This is a genomic window from Pseudomonas putida (genome assembly GCA_041071465.1).
In the GTDB taxonomy this organism is placed as follows: domain Bacteria; phylum Pseudomonadota; class Gammaproteobacteria; order Pseudomonadales; family Pseudomonadaceae; genus Aquipseudomonas; species Aquipseudomonas putida_P.
On record CP163498.1, the window covers coordinates 631,529 to 653,924 of the forward strand.

19 protein-coding genes and 2 pseudogenes are annotated in these 22,396 nt (G+C 57.7%); 17 read left to right on the plus strand and 4 right to left on the minus strand.

Going from position 1 to position 22,396, the window contains the following annotated elements; translation table 11 throughout:
• Position 1: 1 nt before the first annotated feature.
• From AB5975_02840 to AB5975_02865, 6 genes are all read left to right on the plus strand, one after another.
• Positions 2-514, plus strand: coding sequence for a single-stranded DNA-binding protein (locus AB5975_02840; GenBank protein XDR20897.1), 513 nt, complete (start codon positions 2-4; stop codon positions 512-514).
• Positions 515-710: 196 nt separating this feature from the next.
• The gene (locus AB5975_02845; protein ID XDR20898.1) at positions 711-1,097 is read left to right on the plus strand and encodes a hypothetical protein; all 387 of its coding nucleotides are present in this window, start codon (positions 711-713) and stop codon (positions 1,095-1,097) included.
• Positions 1,098-1,518: 421 nt separating this feature from the next.
• Positions 1,519-1,716, plus strand: a complete 198-nt coding sequence (locus AB5975_02850; GenBank protein ID XDR20899.1) for a CrpP family ICE-associated protein — start codon at positions 1,519-1,521, stop codon at positions 1,714-1,716.
• Between the two features lie 169 nt (positions 1,717-1,885).
• Positions 1,886-2,881 carry an Abi family protein gene (locus AB5975_02855; GenBank protein ID XDR20900.1) on the plus strand — a complete coding sequence of 332 codons (996 nt, stop codon included), beginning with the start codon at positions 1,886-1,888 and terminating at the stop codon, positions 2,879-2,881.
• Between the two features lie 149 nt (positions 2,882-3,030).
• Complete coding sequence (locus AB5975_02860; GenBank protein ID XDR20901.1) at positions 3,031-4,941, plus strand: type IA DNA topoisomerase; 1,911 nt, start codon at positions 3,031-3,033, stop codon at positions 4,939-4,941.
• Between the two features lie 436 nt (positions 4,942-5,377).
• Positions 5,378-7,342: a DEAD/DEAH box helicase gene (locus AB5975_02865; GenBank protein XDR20902.1), complete on the plus strand. Its 1,965-nt coding sequence runs from the start codon at positions 5,378-5,380 to the stop codon at positions 7,340-7,342.
• Between the two features lie 140 nt (positions 7,343-7,482).
• Here AB5975_02865 and AB5975_02870 read toward each other — a convergent pair whose 3' ends face one another.
• The gene (locus AB5975_02870; protein ID XDR20903.1) at positions 7,483-8,133 is read right to left on the minus strand and encodes a hypothetical protein; all 651 of its coding nucleotides are present in this window, start codon (positions 8,131-8,133) and stop codon (positions 7,483-7,485) included.
• Positions 8,134-8,409: 276 nt separating this feature from the next.
• Here AB5975_02870 and AB5975_02875 point away from each other — a divergent pair.
• The 10 genes and pseudogenes from AB5975_02875 (at position 8,410) to pilV (ending at position 18,558) form a co-directional block, all read left to right on the plus strand.
• Positions 8,410-9,548: pseudogene (locus AB5975_02875) on the plus strand (TcpQ domain-containing protein).
• On the plus strand, positions 9,545-11,260 hold the full coding sequence (locus AB5975_02880; GenBank protein XDR20904.1) for a PilN family type IVB pilus formation outer membrane protein: 1,716 nt from the start codon (positions 9,545-9,547) through the stop codon (positions 11,258-11,260). The pseudogene AB5975_02875 and the gene AB5975_02880 overlap by 4 nt, the downstream one beginning before the upstream one ends.
• Positions 11,261-11,272: 12 nt before the next feature.
• A complete protein-coding gene (gene pilO2, locus AB5975_02885) occupies positions 11,273-12,598 on the plus strand; it encodes a type 4b pilus protein PilO2 (GenBank protein XDR20905.1) in 1,326 nt (441 codons plus the stop codon).
• A 188-nt stretch (positions 12,599-12,786) separates the two neighbouring features.
• Positions 12,787-13,104: a type IV pilus biogenesis protein PilP gene (pilP, locus tag AB5975_02890; protein ID XDR20906.1), complete on the plus strand. Its 318-nt coding sequence runs from the start codon at positions 12,787-12,789 to the stop codon at positions 13,102-13,104.
• Between the two features lie 12 nt (positions 13,105-13,116).
• Positions 13,117-13,581: a hypothetical protein gene (locus tag AB5975_02895; GenBank protein XDR20907.1), complete on the plus strand. Its 465-nt coding sequence runs from the start codon at positions 13,117-13,119 to the stop codon at positions 13,579-13,581.
• Positions 13,524-14,654, plus strand: coding sequence for a GspE/PulE family protein (locus tag AB5975_02900; protein XDR22903.1), 1,131 nt, complete (start codon positions 13,524-13,526; stop codon positions 14,652-14,654). Before AB5975_02895 ends, AB5975_02900 begins: the two co-directional genes overlap by 58 nt.
• Positions 14,647-15,812 (plus strand): annotated as a pseudogene (locus tag AB5975_02905) (type II secretion system F family protein). The gene AB5975_02900 and the pseudogene AB5975_02905 overlap by 8 nt, the downstream one beginning before the upstream one ends.
• A 22-nt stretch (positions 15,813-15,834) precedes the next feature.
• Positions 15,835-16,350, plus strand: coding sequence for a type 4 pilus major pilin (locus AB5975_02910; GenBank protein ID XDR20908.1), 516 nt, complete (start codon positions 15,835-15,837; stop codon positions 16,348-16,350).
• Positions 16,351-16,361: 11 nt separating this feature from the next.
• Positions 16,362-17,306, plus strand: a complete 945-nt coding sequence (locus tag AB5975_02915) for an ATPase, T2SS/T4P/T4SS family (protein XDR20909.1) — start codon at positions 16,362-16,364, stop codon at positions 17,304-17,306.
• Positions 17,296-18,558, plus strand: a complete 1,263-nt coding sequence (gene pilV / locus AB5975_02920; GenBank protein ID XDR20910.1) for a shufflon system plasmid conjugative transfer pilus tip adhesin PilV — start codon at positions 17,296-17,298, stop codon at positions 18,556-18,558. Before AB5975_02915 ends, pilV begins: the two co-directional genes overlap by 11 nt.
• A gap of 584 nt (positions 18,559-19,142) precedes the next feature.
• Here the strand turns inward: pilV and AB5975_02925 are convergent.
• From AB5975_02925 to AB5975_02935, 3 genes are all read right to left on the minus strand, one after another.
• Positions 19,143-19,385 (minus strand): hypothetical protein, encoded by a 243-nt coding sequence (locus tag AB5975_02925; protein ID XDR20911.1) that lies wholly within the window; start codon positions 19,383-19,385, stop codon positions 19,143-19,145.
• 765 nt (positions 19,386-20,150) lie between these two features.
• The gene (locus tag AB5975_02930) at positions 20,151-21,311 is read right to left on the minus strand and encodes a tyrosine-type recombinase/integrase (protein XDR20912.1); all 1,161 of its coding nucleotides are present in this window, start codon (positions 21,309-21,311) and stop codon (positions 20,151-20,153) included.
• Positions 21,286-21,516 (minus strand): helix-turn-helix domain-containing protein, encoded by a 231-nt coding sequence (locus AB5975_02935; protein XDR20913.1) that lies wholly within the window; start codon positions 21,514-21,516, stop codon positions 21,286-21,288. Before AB5975_02935 ends, AB5975_02930 begins: the two co-directional genes overlap by 26 nt.
• 152 nt (positions 21,517-21,668) lie before the next feature.
• On the opposite strand from AB5975_02935, the gene pilM reads away from it, so the two are divergent.
• Positions 21,669-22,109, plus strand: a complete 441-nt coding sequence (gene pilM / locus AB5975_02940; GenBank protein ID XDR20914.1) for a type IV pilus biogenesis protein PilM — start codon at positions 21,669-21,671, stop codon at positions 22,107-22,109.
• Positions 22,110-22,396: the final 287 nt, after the last annotated feature.

A 22,396-nucleotide genomic window follows, 5' to 3' on the forward strand; every position in this document is an offset into this window, starting at 1 on the left:
CATGGGTACACCAGTAGTTTGGGAAGGCAACGTCGGCAACGCTGCCGAGCACCGGTCGTTCGCCAACGGCAACAAAGATCCGCGGCACATGCTGCGACTCAATGTGATGTTCGACAACTCGATCCCTGATGGCCAGGGTGGCTACAAGGATCGTGGTGGCTTCTGGGCCAACGTCGAATGGTGGCACCAGGATGCCGAGCGGTTCGCAGCGCTGTTCCAGAAGGGCATGCGCGTTGTGGTGATTGGCCGCGCGATCATGGACAGCTGGACGGATAAACAAAGTGGCCAGGAGGTGTCTGCGCTCAAGGTCGAAGCCAGCCGGATCGCGATTCTTCCACATCGCATCGAGCACGTATCTCTGTCTGGCGGCGGCGGCGGTCAGCGTCCGACCAACCAACCGCAGGGTCAGGCGCGCAGTCAGACCAGCGGTGGCCAGGCTCAAAACGTGCCTCAGCCGAGCCCCGAGGACATGCGCCACTACGGCGAAGGCTTTGACGACGACATCCCTCTGTAGCCCCCCTTAATTTGGCGCGCCACATCGCGAAGCTCCTGGTGACAAGGATGTCACTACGAGCTACCCCTCCCTTCGATGAAGCTTCGCCGTAGAAACCCAACTACATCTTGGCAGGCATTTTTCAGGCGCCGTTCGTGAAGTTGCCGATGACAAGGACAGCGCCTCGCCACCTATTTCCGCTTCGAGGTAACGTCCCGTGCACCACGACTACCCGGAATATCCATCCGTCAAAGCGACGGTAGACTCCTCGCGCTACATGGAAGCCGTACATGCTCTCGAAGGCGTTCCCCAGGTCTTTTGCGACGGCGAAACCATCCTCCTGCCCGAGGCTGAGGTGAAGGCCATCGAAATGCTTCGCTCCCAGTTCAAGGCCACCTTTGAGTATGGGCAGGCCGAGGAGTATCAGTTTGCGACCAAGGCCCGGGATGCAGGAGTGACGGCTGAGCTCCTGCGACTTGGGCAGGCAGTTTGCGACATCACAGGCCAACACGCTGAGGTGATGGTTCGTGCCGCATTGGAGGACCCCAGCGCGACGCTGCTGGCTTGGTCGGCACTCTACCGCTCAAGCATGATTCCCCACTAGGTCTGGCACACGGGCATTGGTGTGGGGCCTAATTTTTCCGCCGCCATTCGTGAAGTTTCTGGGAGCCAGAACAGATCGACGCGACCGCCCACTCGACACTTGGCGTCAGATGCCACACAACTCCTGGCGGCCAGAACCTACTGCCCAGGGTCGCGCGCCTCGGGAAGCTCCCGCAACCAGGACGGCAAGTCGTGGCCGAAGGGGCGCTGCAAGCAGCGCTTGCCCAGGTCAGGAGGCGGTTGAAATCGTCGCATTGGCAAATTACCATTTCCTGAAGGCATCTCCACCCTACAGCTGCTAACGTGTTTAAAAATTAGCTACTGGAGTCGAAAAAAGCGCCTTGTCGCGAGGCTTCCGGTATCAAGAATGTTTGAGGCGTGATCTGCCCGGCAGGTGCAGGGGCACTGATGAGGAGCATTCGATGCAGCATGTAGTGGCCCAGGAGCGAAAAGCGGATAGGCGCCAGTTCAACAACCCCCATCCTGCGGTGGAGGCTGCCGGAGTGGAAGCCGCCGAGAAAGGGCTGCCCGTGTATGCTTGTCCCTACAAGCACCCCGCCATGTTGGCCTCTTGGCTTAAAGGGTACAATCGAGCCCAGCAGCTCATCCTCAGCCTCTGACCTCTTGCTCTTACAGCCTCCAGCTTGCGGTGGCCTTCACAGCCAACCTGCTGATTTTGTCTTGACACCCCTCCGCCTTCTCCCTAGAATCACCGCCCAATCGCGCCTGAACCTCTGGTGCTGGCTTTGTCCAGTATTATGTTTGGGCCTTCTTTTATCTGGAACATGGATGTTGCAGCAGCTAGCCCCTCCTAAGCCATTCAAAAATTATTCCGAACTGGTTGAGCTACTGATTACCAGAGGCATGCTCGTACCTGACCCCAACCGAGCAGAACGGAAGATTTCACAGATCGGCTATTATCGGCTCAGTGGTTACTGGCAGCCCGCGCGCGACTTTGATAGGGACGAGCAACAGAATGTCCTTATCTGCCAAGTAACACGCAAACCGCGTAGAAAAAGCAATTTTCTACCTGACACAACCTTCAATGACGCCGTCGATCTTTATCTTTTTGATAAGAAACTTAGACAACTCATGCTTGACGCGATTGAACGGATTGAGATCCAGGTCAGGACTGTAATTGCTCACGAGGTTGGCTACCACTCACCAATGGCGTATACGGACTCGCAGTTCATTCGCCCTAAACAGACCGAAGACTGGAATGACCGCAAAACTAACCAAAAACGAAATACTTGGTTAGAGTGGCAAAAACGCCAAAAAAATCTGTTGGATCGTAGCCAAGAAGACTCCATTGAATGGCATAGACGCGCGCACAAAGCTATTCCGTTCTGGGTAGCTGTGGAGGCATGGGATTTTGGTACACTATCGAAATACTTCGAAATCCTCAAAGGCAACCATCAAAATCGCATTGCGGCTCGACTAGGTATTAGTGATACCCACGTGCTAACTCAGTGGCTACGAGAGATAAATACCTTGCGCAACAGGTGCGCACATCATACTCGTATTTGGAACCAAGTAGCGGCCAACCCGCTCTCCGTTCTTGACAACCCTTATTTTCAAAACCTGGCGCTTGACCAAAATGCCCGATCTCGAATATTCGGGCTAATCAGCGTCATCTGGCTGCTTGTTCAACGCTTGGGGCCAAGTTCAAGCTGGATAAAACAGGTCGCAGATCTACTCGACTCTAAGCCCTCCTTGCCTGGTTGCCAATTCTCCTCACTTGGGCTTCCAGAAGCTGGATTCCCCAGGAAGCTCTTTGGAATCTGATCAAGGAGACTAAATTGCACCACTCCTCATCACGCAATTCATAAAAGCAATCCCAACGAATTCCCGCCCTTTCAGTTGACCATTTCGCGTTGTGCCGCCTCCGGCCGGCGGCAAGAGTGCGCTCTGTTCGAACTGTTCAGGGTCACCTTATGAAACTCATGATCATCGAGGCACCGGGCAAGCTGAAGAAGCTAGGGCCCATGATGAAGAAGATCCGGCCTGGCGAGCAATGGACGGTTGTAGCCACTGGTGGCCACATCCGAGACCTCCCTGAAAAGGGGATGGACGAGACGATGATCACCACTGGGGTGCTCAAGAACCTCCGGCCGGTGTACGAGATGCTGCCCAAGAGTGCCCGCAACGTCAGCACGATCCGCAAGGCGCTAAAGGACGCCACCGAGGTTTATATTGCCACTGACCCGGATCGCGAAGGTGAAAGCATCGCCTGGCACATTCAGCAGGCGCTGCGCATCAGCGAGTACAAGCGCGTCACCTTCAATGAAATCACACAGAATCGTGTGCGGGAGGGTTTGGCTAACCCCCGCAAGATCGACGGCCAGCTCGTTGCTTCACAACAGTGCCGTAGGGTGCTCGACCGCTTGGTGGGCTACCCCGTCACTCAGGAGCTGCGCCGAGTCATGGGGCAACCCACGTCTGCGGGCCGTGTACAGTCACCTGCGCTCTACCTGGTTGTACTGCGCGAACGGGAGATCCGCAACTTCAAGGTCATCCACCACTTCGGCGCAGAACTGACCTTCAGGGACGAAGCTTCCAGCTTGGCCTGGACTGCCGCATGGCAGCCGGTGCCGGATTTTGCCAGCAAAGAACACCCTTACGTCCAGGACGGCACGCTCGCCGCCCGGGTCGCCGCCACCCGTGCAGTTATCGTGGAATCGTGCGAAGACGGCAAGAAGCGGCGTCCGCCGCCCGCACCGTTCATTTCGTCCACTTTGCAGCAAGCCGCCAGCGTGGCGTTGAAGCGGGACCCCGACAAGACGATGCAGATTGCGCAACGCCTGTACGAGCAGGGTGTCATCACATACCACCGGACGGACAACCCCAACCTGGCCGATGAGGCCATGCCTGACATCCAGGCTGTCGCACGACGCCAGGGGCTCGACGTTGTAGACGAACGCCGGACGTTCAAGGCAGCAGACAGCGCACAGGAAGGTCACCCTGCGATCGCGCCAACCGCTTGGGATGATGAGGTTGCGGGAGAGTCTTCCGATGAACAGGCGCTGTACAAGCTCATTCGGATCCGCGCACTGGCCAGCCAGCTCGCCGATGCCATCTACGACGTGCGTACCGCAAAGTTGCTGGCCAAGGGGCCGGATCAAAGGCCGCTGCGCTTCGCTGCGACGGGTAGCTCGGTAGCCTATCTCGGCTGGATGAAGCTCCTGCAGCAAGACGACACGGATGAGGAGTCGACCGACCTGCCCAAAAATCCAGTGCCGGCGCTGCAACCTAAGCAGATCCTCAACGTACTCCAGGGCGAGGTGTTGAACCAGAAGACCAAACCGCCAGGGCGCTTTACTAAGGCCAGCTTGATCAAGGAACTGGAGCGTCGTGGGATTGGCAGGCCCAGCACCTTCTCCGCGATCGTTAAAAACATCACCAGCAAGGGCCTGGTCGTCGAGGAAAAGCGCAAGCTGGTACCAGGACCGCTGGGAGAGGCTACCGTCGCCCAGCTGGAAGGCCGATTCAGCTTCCTCGAGCTGGCTTTCACGAGCACGCTGGAGAAGGACTTGGATCGAATCGCCCGCGGTGAGGATAGGTACGGCCCTGTGGTCGCCAAGTTCTACGAGCACCTCCAGAGTGAGCTGGAAAGCCTCCGACAGGCGCCCACAGTGGCGATGAAGGCGCGGTCGCCTGAATCCTCATCGGGCGCCCAGGACGGCTACTCCTGCGGCAAGTGCGGGATGCCTCTCGCGCGCCGACAGAAGCGCGGCGATGGCGGTTACGACTTCTGGGGATGCACCGGGTTCAAAGCGAACAACTGCCGCGTGAGCTACCCCACAGTGGGCGACAAACCTGATATGACCAAGCCCAGGGGCATGTAGGCGAAATGTTTCGAAGGCGGTAATCCATTTCTCCTGTAGCAGGTTTCCCCCAACTGCCAATCTGCTCGCTCTTACGGGTGCGGGTAGGCGCACCTTGAATGATGACGAGTTGACTACTCATCCTCCCGGAGGTGCTTGTGGCCCGTTCCAAGAAAGTCATTGACCGGTTGAAGGCCGAGCAGGCGGACAATCCGAAGGTCCCTCATTATGAATCCCGGCCAGGCGAGTCGTGCTGGCCGTTACAACCTGACGACATCAAAACCGCTGGGTACTGGAAGCAGGAACGCAGACGTGTGCCGAAGGGCTCAGAGCCTGCGGCGTACGTAATCAGTGGCCAGGGAGGGTCGCTTCATGGCTCAGTACTCTTAACCCGATGGGTGCCTGCCTACCACCTGGACCAGACTGTGCCGATGAAGTCCAAGAGCGCGGACGCCAATTGAAACGGCCACGCCTCCTCAATAGCCAACCAGTGTTGCTCGAAGCCGCCGTATTCGACGGCTACGACATGGGCATCCTCATGCCTTACATTGAAGGCGCAAACAAGGTCATGTTCGCACGGAGCGGGTTCTTCATTCGCCGCAGTGATCACCCGCTCTGCCGCTACTGGCGCGTGCCCAAGGCCAAGCTCATCGACGAGCTGGACCTGGTGTACCACCAGCTGATCGAGCTGGCCGGTGGCAAGGTCACTGAGTCATGGCAGGCCTTCCGCCAGAAGATCGAGAGCGCGCTGGCCAACCCACGCCGGGACGCGTTCATCTCGGGAATGCTACTGCGAATTGCCCCGCTCGCCGACGGCGGTGTGCTGCTGTCCGGAGATTATCATCCTGGAGTAGTTGCAGTGGCCCGCCGGATGCGGGGAGTGTTCCTGGGCAAATCCAGCTCGTGGCGAGTCAACGCCACCGCCGAAATCCTGCGCAGCAACCTGGTCCTGGAGCTCGGTCTTGTGGAGGAGCAGTTCGAGATCCTGGACGTGGTACAGGAGCTCCTGGGCGATGGCTCTGTGGTTCCAGCAGCAGACATTCCACGCATCAGCCTGGGCGGTGCTCCTCAGGAACCCTCGACAGCCGCCAGCGGTGAGGAGAGCTCCAACGACATCTACCTCGCTGCCGTCTCGCCGATTGAACGCACCGAGTTCTCAGATGCCACGATCGCCCAGGCCCTGGTCGGCTATTCCCTGCTCGATCACCAGCCTGCTGGCATCGCTCACCTGCTCCAGCGCACCAGCGCACTGCTGGCTGATGATATGGGCCTCGGCAAGACGCGCCAGGCCATTATCGCGGCGCATATCAGTGCAGCCGGTCGCCCGATCCTGGTGGTGACCCTTTCCTCGTTGCTGATCAACTGGCAGCGCGAAATCCTGGCGGTCTACCCCGACGCGACAGTCGCTGTGCAGAAGCACGACCCGCTGGTCCAATGGATGCTGATCAATTACGAGCGTCTCGGCGACTACGTGCTGCTGGCTGAGCATTACCACGTTCTAGTGGTCGACGAGGCGCACCAGTTGAAGGAGCCGACTGCCGAGCGTACACGCCATGGCTTCGATATCGCAGCCAAGGTGCCGAATCGCTATCTGCTGACAGGCACGCCTGTCCTCAATCGCGAGACAGAGCTGCACACCCTGCTACGTCTATCGGGGCACCCGGTCGGCCAGTTGCCCCTCAGCGATTTCTGCGAACGCTTCGCCGGCAGCCCAGAGTTCCGGCAAAACCTCCGGGCAGAACTGGGCGACTGGATGCTTCGCCGGCGCAAAGACGTTCTGCCCGGGCTCAAGGGTAAGCACCGGCAGTTGCTGCCCGTGGCGATGGGGGTGGAGGAGCGGAAGAAGTACGACAGCATTCGCCTCGAGGACAGGCCCATCTTTGCCAGGCTCGGCGCGCTTCGCCATTACCTGGAACAGGTGAAGGTCAGAGTCGCTATGGACCTGCTGGGCGAGCTGGACCCCGAAGACAAGGTCATCCTGTTCTGCGAGTTCAAACCCACCGTCGCGCGCCTCAAGGAGCTGTGCGATGCAGCCGGTATCGGGAACGTCACCCTGGTCGGCAGTGACACACTCACCAAACGCCAGAAGGCGATCGACAAGTTCCAGGGCGACCCCGACTGCAGGGCTTTCATCTGCACCACCCAAGCCGCCGGTACCGGCAACAACCTCACGGCCGCCAACTACGTCTTCTTCCTGGGCCTGCCCTGGACACCCGGACAACAGGATCAGGCCGAGGACCGGGCGTACCGGAATGGTCAGCTCAGGACGGTGATCGTGAAGATCCCCCTCGTGGAGAACAGCATCGATCAGCAGCTCTGGCAGATGCTCTTAGCGAAGCGCCAAGTCAGCTTGGAGCTCATTGAGCCGGAAGAGCAGCAGGACGCGCTGGCCAAGGCAATGCTTGCAGCGACTATCCAATAAGTAGGATCGCTTGGGAATCACAGTTTGAGCTCATGAATGATATAGCTCCGAAACTTAACCCTTTCAACGTGAACCCAATGACTACTACCAACCTAAATCCTTGGAAAACAGGCCGATGCATTGCTGCCAAACATGGGCCATCAGATTATACCGGCGTCTCTCTGTAACTTGGCGATATAGGAGTTCAACGCCTTAGCAAATACTGGCAGGGTCTCATTCACAAAAACCCAATCAAAAGTCAGTAAGGCGCTGGTCCATCCTACGCTGTAGATAACCCCATCCTCACCGATTTCTTTGTCCCCATGAGTCATGTTGAAGCTTTCGTGATCAAAGTGGGCACCATGCTTGTCTCTGTATCCCTTCGCGGCCTCTAGAAACTCATAAAACTTGACTTTAACGTCACCTGAGAAGGCCTCAGAAATCACCTCAGCGACAATCGGCTCCCAAAACGATTTCTTATTTCCCGCAATAACCCCGGGTTTACCCCAACCAGAATTAAAAATAGTGCACAACTTTATAATGATTTCTTCTGTGATTAATTCATCAATAAGGTGAACATCGTGAACATCAGGAAACAAGGAGCCATGCTCTGATTCAAAACTATCTAATGCCTCGCCCTCAAGTCGCAGACCAGTTTTTAATCTGCGACGTTCCTGATCATACAGCTCAGTAATATTTTTTGGCCTTCCAGTTCTGCAGAAGCGGTCTACTCGTTGCATAAGCGCCAGGAGATCCAAAACCCTAGCCAGTGCTATTTGCCACAAATACAACCTACCTAGTGTTTCTTTCATGGTTATCTTTTTTAATTTGGTATTGAAGCGGACATGATCGCCGACCTGGGCGGTGATGAAATGCACTTTAGGCCAAGAGATACTCTCAGCGATAGGCCGATCAGCCTTACGCCAAGAAAATCATGCCCCCCTGGCCGCTGCCGAGGGCACCCAAGACAACCCGTTGCACGAACTCATCAGCCCACCGGAAAAATCTGGTCCTGCGAGATATTGATTTCCAGCTGCGCGGAAAGCTATCGGCTGTCACCGTTGCCTTCAATGACTACAGGGGGCCTCATGATCAGGCAGTTGACCACTCTCTCGCTCGCCGCACTCGTTGCGGGTTGTGCGATTCAGAAGGCTGAGCAGCCGCCGAAGCCGGCGTTCGATAGCAGCCGCAATCCCGAATGGCTGTCTCCGGACATCTACCCGAACGGAGCAAGTCCGGAGAAGGAACCCGTCGTTCGGTATGGCCGCTACACCTTGGTGAGCACCCAACCCGACGCGAGCCAGCGCGACCTGATGGCACAGATCATCGACGTGACCATCCCATCGAGCATGAACCCCAGCGTTCGGGACGCCATGCTCTACGTGGTCGACCGGTCAGGTTACGCCCTCTGCCCGCCCAGCTCGCAACACGTCAACATCCTGTACACCCGACCTCTGCCAGCAGCCCAGTACAAGCTCGGCCCAATGACTCTGCGAAACACCCTGCAGGTCCTCGCGGGCCCGGCCTGGCAGGTGAAAGTCGATGAGGTGAACCGTCAGGTGTGCTTCGTGCTTCGCCCCGGTTACCAATTGCCAACCCCGTCGACGCCGGCAGGCCAACTCTACGCCGACAAAGCGCGGGCTCCTGGAACCAGCCCCGCCACACCAGCCTCGACGCCAGGCGTAGTCGTCGCCGCAGTGCCGACTCCCGCCCCCATCTCCACGACTACACCCGCTGTCGCAGCCCCAGCGGCAGTGGCTCCCGCGCTCCCCCAATGGCACCCGCCAAGGATGGCTCTATCCCGGCTGCGATGGTAACCACCGCGGCTAAACCTTCGACACCTGCGTCCCCAGCACCGAATGCGCCCAACCAACTTGCAGCATCCAAGCCAGCGGCTGCCGTGACCACTACAGCAGTGGTGGCCCCGGCCATCGAGGTCAAGCCCGCCACACCACCCCGGCCGCTGCCCCAAGTATGGACGGCCGAAGTTGGATCAACCCTGCGCGATACCGTTGAAGAATGGGCCAAAAAAGCCCGGTGGCGGGTGATCTGGGCCCAGGAAGACCTCAACTATCCGATCGAGGCACCGCTGCACTTCGAAGGCCCGTTCCAGGAAGCCATTAAGCAGCTGTTCCCGCTCTACGACAATGCCCCGCGATCCTTCGTCGTCGACGGTAGCGAAGGCTCCCAGAGCGTCTTGTACGTCGCTGAGAGGAAGAAGAAATGAACAAGTTTTCTTGGGTCCGCTGGGCATTGACCCCGATCGCCTTGGCCCTGCTGAGCAGCTGTGCCGTGCAACGGGTTAATGAGTCGTTCGACCGAGCAGAGTTCCAGGGCCGCACGGCTGGCCAGTACACCAAGTTCCTGCAGAACCAGCAGCCACAACAAAACCGCGACACGGTCGTTTTCAGCAACAAGCCCTGGGTTTCCACTGAGCCGCTGGTGACCAGGCGCGGGCTCCCGTTCAGCCTGGACCGTGACATTGCCTATCGGCCTGCAGGCCCAGTGTCGATCACCGACGTGGCTCAGCTGATCACCAAGGAAACCGGGCTGCAGGTCATTGTAGCGCCTGACGCATTGAACCCCGGGATCCTCTCCTCGAAGTCTGCCGGCACTACCGCTCGCGGCGCCGCTCAGGCTGTACCTGATCCAGACAGCCTAGCGGGTCTTCTGCCAAATGGCATGGCGGGGGCAATGCCTGGCAGCGCAAGCTCATTCGACTTGGGCCTCGGCAGCGGAGGACTGATCTCCGGCCTGAACTACAACGGCAAAACCTCCGGGCTGCTTAACCAGGCCACCTCACGCCTGGGGCTGTCGTGGCACTTCGACCCTGAGCTGCAGGGCGTGCGCATTACCTACTTCGACACCCGCACCTTCGACGTCTGGACATTCGGCGACGAGTTGGAGATCGAGAGTACCGTCAAGTCGGGCCTGCTGACCTCCACCGGCAACGGCGACTCGGGCTCTTCGACATCTTCGGGAGGAGCCACGGGTGAATCCGGCAGCAACCAGAGCACCAAGTCGACGTACAAAACCTCACTGATGAGCGACATCGAGAGCAACGTCAAGGCCATGCTCAGCATGCAGCCTCCAGGGCGGCTGTATCTCTCTCGCTCTACCGGCACGCTCACCGTCAGCGACCGGCCGGAGGTGCTGAATCGAATTTCGGCCTACCTGAAAGATACCAACCGCAGCATCACTCGACAGGTGCTGTTCAACGTCAAGGTCTACGAGGTTAACTTCAGCGACAGCGACCAGACGGCTGTCAACTGGAGCGCTGTCTACAAGTCCATCTCCGGGAAATGGGGTTTCGGCCTGAGCAACACCGTCGCCGGCATCAGTTCCGAGGCGATCTCTGCCAGCGGCAGCATTCTGGATACGTCCAGCTCTCCGTGGGCAGGCTCCAAGGCCGTCGTGCAAGCCCTGTCAGAACAGGGGCGCGTCTCCGAAGTGCGCTCGCCATCGGTGACCACGCTGAACCTGCAGCCGGCACCGATCCAGATCGGCAACGTCCAAAGCTATGTCGCCTCCAGCTCGACCACCACCACCGCTTCCGTCGGTTCCAGCACCGCACTGACACCGGCGACGATCACCAGTGGCTTCAACATGATGCTGCTGCCCAAGCTCCTGGACAAAGAAAACATGCTGCTGATGATCACCCTCAGCATCAGCAGCAAGCCAATCTTCAAGGACTTCGAGAGCAACGACTCCAAGGTCCAGACCACGGACTACGACACCAAGAACGTGGCGCCCAAGGTCCGTCTGCGCAGCGGTGAGACACTGATTCTGACTGGGTTCGACGAGAACGGGGATGACGCCCGTAAATCCGGCGTTGGCAGTCCTAGCTTCTTTGGCTTGGGCGGTGGGCGAACCCGCTCGACGTCCCACAGCGCCCTGGTGGTACTGGTGACACCAATCGTCCTCCCGGACAACCTGTAAGTGGCGGCGCTCATGAACACCGATACACACAAACCTTCGAGCCGGGTGCAGACCATCCAGCACCGGGGGCGTGTCTTCGTCACTGGCATGCTCTGGACGCCCCTGGGCAACATGACCAGCTACATGAAGGAAGCCCGTCAGTATGGCCATGAGCACGGCCTGGACATCGTGGCTATCCGAAGAACGTCGCTCATGATCCAGGCGGGCTTTGTTTCCCGCTCCGCTGACGTTCACAAAGGCATGTACTCGCTGGCTGCGACCTTGGCTGGCCAGCTCGGTGATTCATGGATTGCTGCCTGGGCCGTCGACGCCGATCAAGATCGCTATGCCATCGTCGCTGTCCATGAGGGCAGGATCATCCCGGGTTGCGACCTGATTGCCACGGCATCGGAAGTCCGTAAACGGGTGTTGCAGCAACGCAGTCGCGGCATCCAGTTTGAGCGAGAGTTCTTACCAACCGAGTTTGGCATGGGCGGCGACCTCATCGACATCGATGAGCTGCTCCAGCCGTCCCGGCTCAAGCGTGAATACCGGCTGCGTCCACTCGTGTTCGGTATGTCCAAGCCTGAGCTGGCTCAGTTGCTCCTGGTGGCCCTCTTGATCGGTGGAGGGCTACTGGCCTGGTCACAATGGAAATCCCATCAGGCAGAGATCGCGCGTCAAGCTGCCATCGAGGCGGAGAAGAAACGCCTCGAGGAGCTGGCCGAGCTGCAGAGGCAAACAGGCACGGAACAACCCATCCAGGCGCTGGAGCACCCCTGGGCGAAACAGCCCTCGGTCACCGATTTCGTTGAGGCCTGCAGCAGGTTCATGAACCGATTGCCGCTGAGTATCCGCGGCTGGCCCTTCATGGAGGCAAAGTGCAACAGTTCACAGGTTATTGCGACCTACGAACGCGCAGGTAACAGCACCGCTCACGAGTTCACGATGGCTGTCGCAGAACTCTTCTCTATCCGCCCGGAGTTCATCAATCAGGGTAAGACCGGGCTGCTGAAATTCGACATTTCCCTTGATGCTGCCGGTGACGACGCCCTCATTGAGGCCAGAGATGCTCTGGAGAATTTGACCAGTTGGTTCCATGGTTTCTCTCAGGAACCGCAGTTGCAACCGATCCCCGTTGTTACGCCTCAGGAACCTGCTCTGCCAGGTCAACCCACGCCACCTCCGCCGCCGCCTCCCCAGTGGCAGCAGTACCAGCTGTCGTACACCTCTGGCGTGCTGCCCTACGACTCCTTCAATGGCGCTCCAACCCAAGGGCTGCGCCTGCAGGAGATCAAGACCGAATACAAGGCCGACCACCTGATCTGGTCAGTCACAGGAGTCCTGTATGCGAAATAACTTCAGCCTGATCCTGCTCACGCTCTGGATGCCAATTGCCGGAGCACAGACAGCGACAGATCTCTCAGCCATCAGCGTCGGCGAGCTCGGCAAGGTGCAGAGCGAAACCATCTTGTTCAAGGCAAAAGCCGAACGCGCGAAGGCAGAGCTCGAGGCAAACGGCACACTACCCAGCCCCCCCCCAGCCAGTGACGCAGTTTCCTACTGTCGGGCTCACTCCCGCCATGACGGCTACATCCTCAGGGCCGCGCCAATCGGCATTGCCGGTGGTGAAAGAAATCAGCGGCTCCGGACAGAAATTACGGGCAAGCCTGATCTACAGCGACGGCAGCGAGCTTGACGCCAAGCCTGGCAGCGAGCTGCCGAACGGTTTCCGGGTCCAACAGATCACGCTCGATGGGGTCGTGCTGACCAAGGAGGGAAAGCGATACCCACTTGGATTCGGTAACCGGGTGGTATCTCAGCCACAACAGAGCCTCCCCGGCCTCCTGCCCGGCCAACCCTGAGGAGTATTGACCATGACCGAGCTATCCGCAGAGCCCGTCGATCTTGAGCCTGCCGAACTGACTTTGGCGCCGTTGCCAGTGGCGGTACTGACCGCCCCAGGCGGCCCTCATGCGATTAAGGAAGACTTGCGCCAGGTCCTGGCCATGACCGCCGATGGGAAGCTGTACATCTCTCCCCAACACGTCAGTGACCCCTACGTGATGGCATTCATGGACCAGCTTGAGCACAAAGGCATTGACTACGAAGTGGTCTTAGCCTCGATGACTGAGATCAAGACGCTGTATCAAGCCTCGGCGTCGAGGGGCATGAAGGCACTTGTCGAAACCCAGCGCCAAGCCCAGGTGGTGGAGTTCATGGGGACGCCCACCGGCGCGGCGCCAGTGATGTTCACATCGTCGTTTCGCACGATGTCACCCGGATCAAGTATCGGCTGTATGGGGTCCTTCAGGAGGTACGCCAGGAAAAGAGCGACGTAGGGCGTGAATTCTGCGCTGCTCTGTACAACAGCATGTGCGATGTTTCTGGCGATTACTACCAGCCCCACATCGCTCAGGATGCCCGCGTCAGCCGTAAGTTTGTCGACCAACTGGGCTTGTACGGCGCTCGGGTTGCAACCCGGCCGCTGGTGGATGGCCCGCTGATGGTGATGCGTCTGCTGTACGACGATACCTCCAAGCAGAGCTTCGAAGAGCTCGGCTTCCTGCCTCAGCAGATCGAGCACTTCAGAAGACTGCGGAGCCTGCCTTACGGACTTAACCTGATTACTGGCCCAACAGGATCCGGAAAATCCAAGACCCTGCAGGTCAATCTCAACGCGCTGTATGACGAGACTGGTGGCTCCAGGCACATCCTCACGCTCGAGCATCCCCCTGAGTATCCGCTCAAGGCTAACCAGTCACCGATTTACGCCGGCGAGACTTGGGGTGACGGTATTACCAATGCCGTACGGCTTGACCCAGATGTCCTCATGTACGGTGAGTTGCGCGACCTGGCGTCAGCCCAGGCGGCGTACACCGGCGCCATGACTGGTCACCAGAGCTGGTCAACCCTGCACACGAACAACGTGATCGCCACCATCCAGCGCCTGATTGACATGGGCGTGGCTGATTACCTGGTCACCGATCCACTGCTGACCACTGGGATCGCTAACCAGTCATTAGTGCCGGTGCTCTGCCCTGCTTGCCGCATCCCGCTGCGTGAGCATAACCACGGCATCAGCAAGGATCTCTTCGCCCGGCTGAAGCAGCTGCAGATCGTCGACCAAGTCAATCTGGTCGGTGAAGGTTGTAGCAAGTGCAGGAACCTTGGGGTCGTCGATCGCACCGTTATCGCCGAAACCTTGCTGACCAACGTCAAGCTCATGGATACGTTCACCAAGCGCGGTGCAAGCGCTGCGCGCAGGTACTGGGTCAACGAGATGGGTGGCATCACCAAGATCGCCCACGGGATCATGAAAGTCACCAGCGGGATAGTAGACCCACGCGATGCCGAGCTCTTCGCTGGGCCGCTCGACTTCGACAGGCAGCTGATGGAGCAATCCGATGTTTGAATTGCTTCAGGACTTCTGGACAGGTGTACGGGAGGCCGCCCAGGGCTGGGCGGTCACCTTCTATGCAAAGCAGTTTGGGAAGAACGAGCGAATCCAGTTCTACGAGAGCCTGATGGGCGTCCTGGAGGACGGTATCCCGATCGAAGAAGCACTGGAGACCGTTGCCAAGGCGTTCAGCAATGACGGTAAAACGATGCATCCCGTGTCAGTCATTTGTGGTCAGGTGGCGATGCTAGTGCGGGGAGGAAAATCTCTCGCCGACGCCTGCAGGAGCCATTTGCCATATGACGAGGCTTCCCTGGTCGATACCGGGAGAAAACCGGCAACCTTGTGGAGGCTTTCCGGGACTGCGTTCGGCTCATCGAGGCCCGCCAACGCATTTCTCGCCTGGTTGTCTCCGTCGTAGCGCTTCCATCGATTACCTGGAGCCTCATGGGGGCGCTGCTGTATGTCATCGCCACCTGGATGGTGCCGTCGATGGCTCAGCGGCAAGATCCAGAGCTGTGGACCGGCATCCCAAGTCTGCTCTATGTAATTTCCAAGGTAGTCACGAACTACGGACTTCTGATCGTTGCAGTCGTGCTGACCCTGGTCGTCGTCTCGTTCGTGACCCTCCCATACTTCTGCGGCCTGCAGGTTCGACCGAACAGCCCGGTTTGGAAAACGCAGCTCAGCTTGCTACTGCAGACCACCAGGCTGCGGCTCGAAGGCATTCCCCCCTGGTCAATCTACAAAGTCCTGCACGGCTCAATCTTCCTGCTGAACATGTCAGTGATGCTCCGCGCCGGGGTGGGCCAACTGAGTGCGCTCAGCATTCTCAGCCGGAGCGCCTCTCCCTGGCTGCGAGAAAGGATCGACGCCATCAACTACGGCGTCAGTTCGGGTAAAGACTTCGGTACAGCACTCAAATTAGCCGGGCACCAGTTCCCGGATCCGATGGCCATCCATTTCCTGCAGGTCTTGGCCACACGCCAAAGTTTCGCCGCATCGATGGAGAGGTTCGCCAATCGCTGGCTCGAGCAAATGCTCAAGCGGGTGGAAACGGTCTCGAAGTCCCTTACAGCCCTATCCGCAGTAATCATGGGCCTGCTCATGATCTTCGTGATGGTCGGCATCTTCCAGCTGGCCATAGGCCTGATGGACTCAATCCAACACTAAGCACACAGCCCAGAGGCAACCAATGACACTCTCTACCCCAAAAAACCAACGTGGCTTCCTGTCCATCGACGGCGTGATGTGGATCATGCTCATTACCATCGCCTTAGGTTTCATCGCCTGGATCGGCTACAAGATGCTGGGGAGTTCCGATGCCGCTGTAGAGCAAAGCAACATCACCACCATCATCACCAACGCCAAAAAGCTGAAGGGATCTTCTGGATATGGCACATCGGGGACTAATCTCGTGCCTTCGCTGATCGCTATCGACGGAACCGGCTCAATGGGCGTTTCGGGCACCACCCTGACCAACCAGTGGAACGGCGCCGTCACGCTTGTGAGCAATGGCATGACCTTCACCCTCTCCGAGAGCAACGTCCCCAAAGCGGCTTGCATCACGCTGACCACCAAGATCGCCAAGGACAAGCAGACCACCACCGCCATCAATGGTGGCTCGGCAACCAGTGGCGAGGTCCTTCCCGCCGCCGCTACAACAAGCTGCTCCAACGAAATGAACTCGATCTCCTGGACTACTTACTGAAGGCTGCCAGCGTGAGCTTGATTGCAGATGCTGAGTTCGTGGACCTCTATCTTGGCCATGATTTTGCCGATGTGAAGGGGCTGGCAGGTCAGCCCCGCAAGGCCGCCGCTCCTCCGGAGTGGTTGACCGAGATCCAGGAACTGAGGGCGCGGTGTCTGCATCAGTACGAGACAACACGTGAGCCTGAATTCGCCCTCGTGTTAGAGGATCGCGTGCTCTTGCGAGTGACGTACAACCTGGACGTCTTCACTAAGCCGTTTTTTGTGCTGAATCGGTCAAGAGCAACCATCATCCCTCTCGAGGATCTTGGGTTACCGGACCATATTTACGAGTGCCTGCTCGCCGAAGAAACCCGGGGCCTGGTGTACTTCGCTGGTGAGATGGGCACCGGCAAGACCAGCAGTGCTGCCTCGGCGGTGAAGGCCCGCCTGACATCACGCGGCGGCCTGGGCCTGACTGTAGAAGACCCGCCGGAAACGCTCCTCCAAGGCGAACATGGCTCTGGCCGCTGCATCCAGTTGCCGGTTTCCCGTATGCAAGGCGGCTATTCAGAAACGCTGATACGCGCTCTTCGAACTCGCGCTGACCTCATCCTGGTCGGTGAAGTTCGAGACACGGCCACTGCCGCTGAAGTCATCAAAGCATCCATCAATGGCCATCTCATTTTCTCCACTGGGCACGGCGGCAGCATCGGGAGCTCCATCCAGCGCCTGGCTGTACTTGCCGAGCCCATCATGCCGAATGCCCTGGAGGTGCTCTCACAGGGGCTGACTGTGGTCATTCACCAAACCCTCCTCCGTCCAGACCACGGACAGCCGCGACTCACACTCCAAACGCTGTCACTGACCCTGGATGACGCGCCGTCCATCCGCGAGAAGATCCGCAGCGGACATCTTCAGATGATCGAGCAAGACATCGTCACCCAATCGAACAGGAGTCTCTGGCATGGCCAGTAAACGCGGGCAGGCTGGATTTTTTACCATTGATGGCCTGTTCGGCCTGATAGTGATGAGCATCATGCTGTCTCTCGCGGGTTGGTGGATGCTCAATTACGGCAACCAGCAGGACTACCGGATCGCCGCGGAACACCAGCGGACTGTCGCTGACGCTTTTGCCAAGTACCTCAAGGACAACTACTCCGTGGTGCTCAGCAATGCTGGCCCGACTACGCCTGTCCAGGTCACCGTAGACATGATGCAAAACACCAAATATCTGCCGGCGGGCTTCAGCTCGACCAATAGCTTCGGCCAGACCATCGTCGGCCTGGCCAGGCGCCTCAACGCTAACCAGCTCGAGGCCATTGTGGTGACCACCGGTGGCCAGGTCATCCCGGAACTCGGCATTCGGACCATCGCTGAGCATCTTGGCGGGCCGGGCGGATTCATATCGTCACTCAAGCCCGGAGTCATCCAGGGTGTGCGAGGTGGATGGGAAGTGGCGCTCAGCAACTACGGCATCAACCCTGGGCAGGGACATACCGCGAGCGCGCTCTTCTTGATGGACGGCGAGCTGGCCAACGACTACCTCTACCGCAACGCTGTCCCAGGCCACCCTGAATACAACCGGATGAACACCGCGATCGATATGGGTGGCAACGACATCAACAATGCCCGCGCGGTCACCGCGACGAGCGACATCACCAGTAAGGACGGCTGGTTCAGAAGCCAGAACGACACTGGGTGGGTGAACGAGAAGTGGGGGGGCGGCATCTACCAAGCTGATGCAGACTGGGTCAGGGTTCTTAACGACAAGGGCCTGTTGACAGGCGGAAAAATCCGCGGCGGGACACTGCAGGCGGACGGACGTGTGACAGTTGGGGAGTATCTGGATATCGAGAGCACCGCTGTTGAAGGACAGGCGTGCCCGAAGATCGGCATCCAGTCGAAAAACAACCTGGGCGCGCCCCTTACCTGCCAGTGCCTCACACCTTCTTGCCAATCCGGGGTGTGGCGTTCAGCTGGCGGTGGAAAGGTTCTTACTGGATTTATCACCCACGGCCAGCAAATCCCTCTTCCAAGCGGCAGTACCCAAGATAGCTGTACTTGGTCGGCTTCCGATGCGTCAAACCCTCACCCTGCCCCGAGACCCGATTATGCTGGCGGTAATTACGCTTACGCTGATAGCAATCGGATCGTAACCTGTGGCTTCTATGACAAAGGTGCATTCAACCCAGGCGGTGCATGTAGCTATGTGATCGCATGTAACTAGACGCCTGAAGCTGCTACTAGGATCGCACGCATCGCGCGTACATACTTTGCCCTCTTGGGTATGAGCTATCAGCAGTTGATAGATACCAGAAACCATCAGCCCCTATGTAAATCTTCCCCCAATAACTATCGTAGTTATTCAAAGAAGCCATGCTGATCAGGGTGGGAAAGCAGAATCCTTCAGTGCTCGCAATCATGCGGACTGTTTGTTGGTAGCCGGCAATGTATTCGGCGGTCAGCTCAAATTTTGCTGCAGCCTGCCGCCACGCACCGGATTGGCAAACCTATTGGACACAAAAGAATGGAACTGCTGCTCCACCTGAAGCTATATCTAAGGCTGCGTCACTGAGGCGGAAAGTGAAGGCCGCTGCCGAGCCCCATTCACTAGTCCAGTAATAGACTCCATTATTGAGCCCCATTGATCTCAAAATGTGCATTTCCGACAGGCTTGCCAAATGCCATTTCTCACCCTTGGAACCGCAAACTTGGTTGGCGGCATACCAGGTGTTTGCTGGACTAACTTCATGTTTAAGTTTTCTATCACCACTGCCAGCCCACACCCCGGATTGGCAAGATGGTTATGCGTTACGTCGAACTGCTTGCCTGGCCTTGTAGTTTTAATAAGTTGTTCAAGTGTTGGTCTAGTGACGAAATTTGGTCGGAATCGGCCAAGCCTCGAGAAATCTGTCGCAAAGTCTCTAATGCTTTAGCAGACTCTGCAACAGCCTCAGAGTGTTCTTTGGTCGCCAACTGCTCAAGAAGAGCATGCTGTGAGCTCAAGCTGGAAATAGTGGCCTTGATGAAAACGAGAAAATCCAAACTATTCATCTCACCACTCCCTTATCGATGAGGTTATTGGTAGGTCTTTAACCCCAACCGTGTACCCATAGAAATTGTAATGGGTAAGGACCCCTGCATTCGCCACAGCACAGCTGACGCTACTGCCACAGAACACGTATCCGAAACCACCGCATACATTGGACCGACACTTGATGGTTCCAGAAAACAGACTACCCGTTACGCTACCGGTGCCGCTGTACCCAGTATTGCCGTTAATGCCGATTTGCCATCCGCCAAGCTCGCCCGAGCCGGCGGCTGTCCACACCCCGGATTGGCAAACCTGTTAAGGCTTGCTGCAAGAGTAAGTTAGGCATGGATTACAGCCACCTATCTGGACACCTCCGATCAGGTTTGGAACCAGTCCCGTCGGGCAGCTATATCCACCGGTAAATCTATTCACGTACTGCCCGGTTATCCCAGTCATAAAGCCAGAACCTACACCATCTGCAGAACCGCCCGATTTCCACACCCCGGATTGGCAAGATGGTTACTTTTGGCAAACGTGATACCAATAGTATGGAGTTGCACCTGCGTAACTGAAACCTGTGAGGTTTGAGGAAAATCCCAACGGACAACTACATGCACCTGTTTGGGGGTTGGCAATACCACATCCTGATTCGGTCATTGACCCAACTCCTGTATATGCTCCCCCAAACCTTGCCGACACTGCTTTCCAAGCACCGGATTGGCAAAATAGGATTGCCCCAAGATGCCCAATCCACAAGGCCTGGGCAATCTCAAGACATCACCTAATCACCGCAAAAAAGTGTGAGCCCCATCTGAGGGGCAATTCTGGCTCAACGGGTCGAGCATGATTATTTCGCCCTCGTTAACCTGCTCCAGATACTGATCAGGAGCTGGAATAGGCTCCTTGTCCCTTAACGACACCATCAGATGACGTAGCAGCGCATCTTCCGCCACTCGCTTTGCCAACTCTGCAGTACCCCCAGCGCCTTGTACACCATCGAAGTCGAGCACCCGCACGGTGACGCCGCTGGGTGTTTCCGAAACGACAGCAGGATACGGCACCAGGTGATTGATGATCACCTGCTGGCCACGGTGCTTGTTCCCCTCAAGCTTTTTCACCAATCGGGACGCTTTCAAGTGGGTGTACCTCTTCAACATCGCCAGGCTCTTGTGACCACTGATCGCAGCAATTTCCATAATGTCGAGTGTGCCGAGCTCGAAGAGGCGCGAGCAGGCTTCATGCCGGAGGTCGTGGAAATGAAGGTCCTTGATGTCCAGCCGTTGCAGCATGATGCGCCAGGCCGACTTCAACCCATTAGCGGTATAGCCAAACACCTTGCCCTTCGTCCGTGCCCCGAGCTGGATCAACGCATCACGAGCTTTGAGGCTCAGGGGCACATCCCTCTTCGATCCGTTCTTGGTATCGGGGAGGTGCGCAATTCGCCGCTGTAGGCTGATGTGCTCCCACTCAAGCTTCAACAGTTCCCCCTGGCGCATAGCTGTCTCGATCGCCAGCACAACCAGGACATAGAGGTCTGGTGTGGGATGCGCATGGCAATAACGCATGATCTGGCGCTCCTCGCGGGCAGTTAGTCGCCGATCTCGGCCAGGTGCTGCTTTCGGTTTGCGTACGTTCGAGACCGGGTTCGACTCGCACACCCCCCACTCGATCCGGCCAATGTCGAACACGTTCGACAGCAGCGACATTTCCAGGCGCACCGTAGATGGTGATATGGGTAAACCCGTTTTAGGGTTGGTCTGCAAGAGACGCTCGTCGCGGAGACTAGCGATATCAGGGCTTCGAAAATCACGCATGTTCTTGTCGGCATACTTCGACTTAAGCAGACTTGAGATACGGTAACTCTCTTGTACAAAGCCTTTCTTTAGTACGGAGACTTTCTGTCGATAAAGGGTCAGGCCTTCAGCGAGCGTCATGTCCTGGGTCATTCAACTCTTCCAGTTTGGCCTGCAGCAGCCTGGCCAGCTGGTCGAATTGGATTTCCAATGCGCAGCAAAGGTTGAAAACGGTATCCAGGGTTGGAGATTTGTGGCCACGCTCAAGCAGACTGATGTACGACCTATCTACACCAGCTTCGAAGCTCAGCTTTTCTTGCGAGATGCCCCGAGCAGTGCGCAGCTCGGCCAGCACCATGCCGAATGCATGATTGTGCTTTTTCGAAGAGTCTGGTTGTAATTCCAAAAGTCCAACCCGAGATCACGAGATCAAAGGTCAGAATTTTCGGGTTGTTGACTATAATCGTCAGCGGACTATAGTCCACAACGCTCATCCCCCAGGATTTCCTCATGTACATCTACTGGATCGCTATGACCCTGCTGATCGTGGCAGGAGGCATCTTCACTCAGGTGCAGCACACCGATGAGGCCGTGACTGAGCAGGCCACGATCGATGCCCTCAGCCGGAGTATGTTGATCTACCGCTCGGCCGCAGCAGAGTATGCCCGGACCAACCCTGGGTTCACTGGAGCACCGACGGACTCATCCCTGAACCTTCCAAGCTGGTACACCAAGCAAAGCGGGATCGCCACATACATCGTGAGTGGTGTGTCCTACACCTACATCGCGGGAACGGTTCCTGCCGGCCTGCCGGCTGCACTGACCGAGCGCACTGAGTCCGCCACCGTTGGTGTGAAGAGGTCTGGCCAGTTGTTCTCACCGAAGGTGGGTAACATGGCCATAGCCGTTCCAGCGCCCGTCCCAGAGGGGGCAGTCGTTGCGGTCTATTGACAGTTGACGCCTCGCGAAAAAGCCTACGAGCCTTGCATCCCGGCCATGGTACAACCCATAATGACATCAGTTTTGGTTCAACCCCGCTGGCTACTGACGGTCATCAGTAGCGCCCAGGTGTTGTGGTTCGCCTCAACACCAAACCGTAAGCACGCTATAGCTCCGGGAAGGGCGTGCGGATCTGGTTGAAAGCTCTCCCTGTGTCTCCCTGCTCTCTCTAGTCGCGCAGCCGTCTAACTCGTGATGATCGAGTTCACAGGCACATAGAGTTTCAAGAGGTTCGGTGC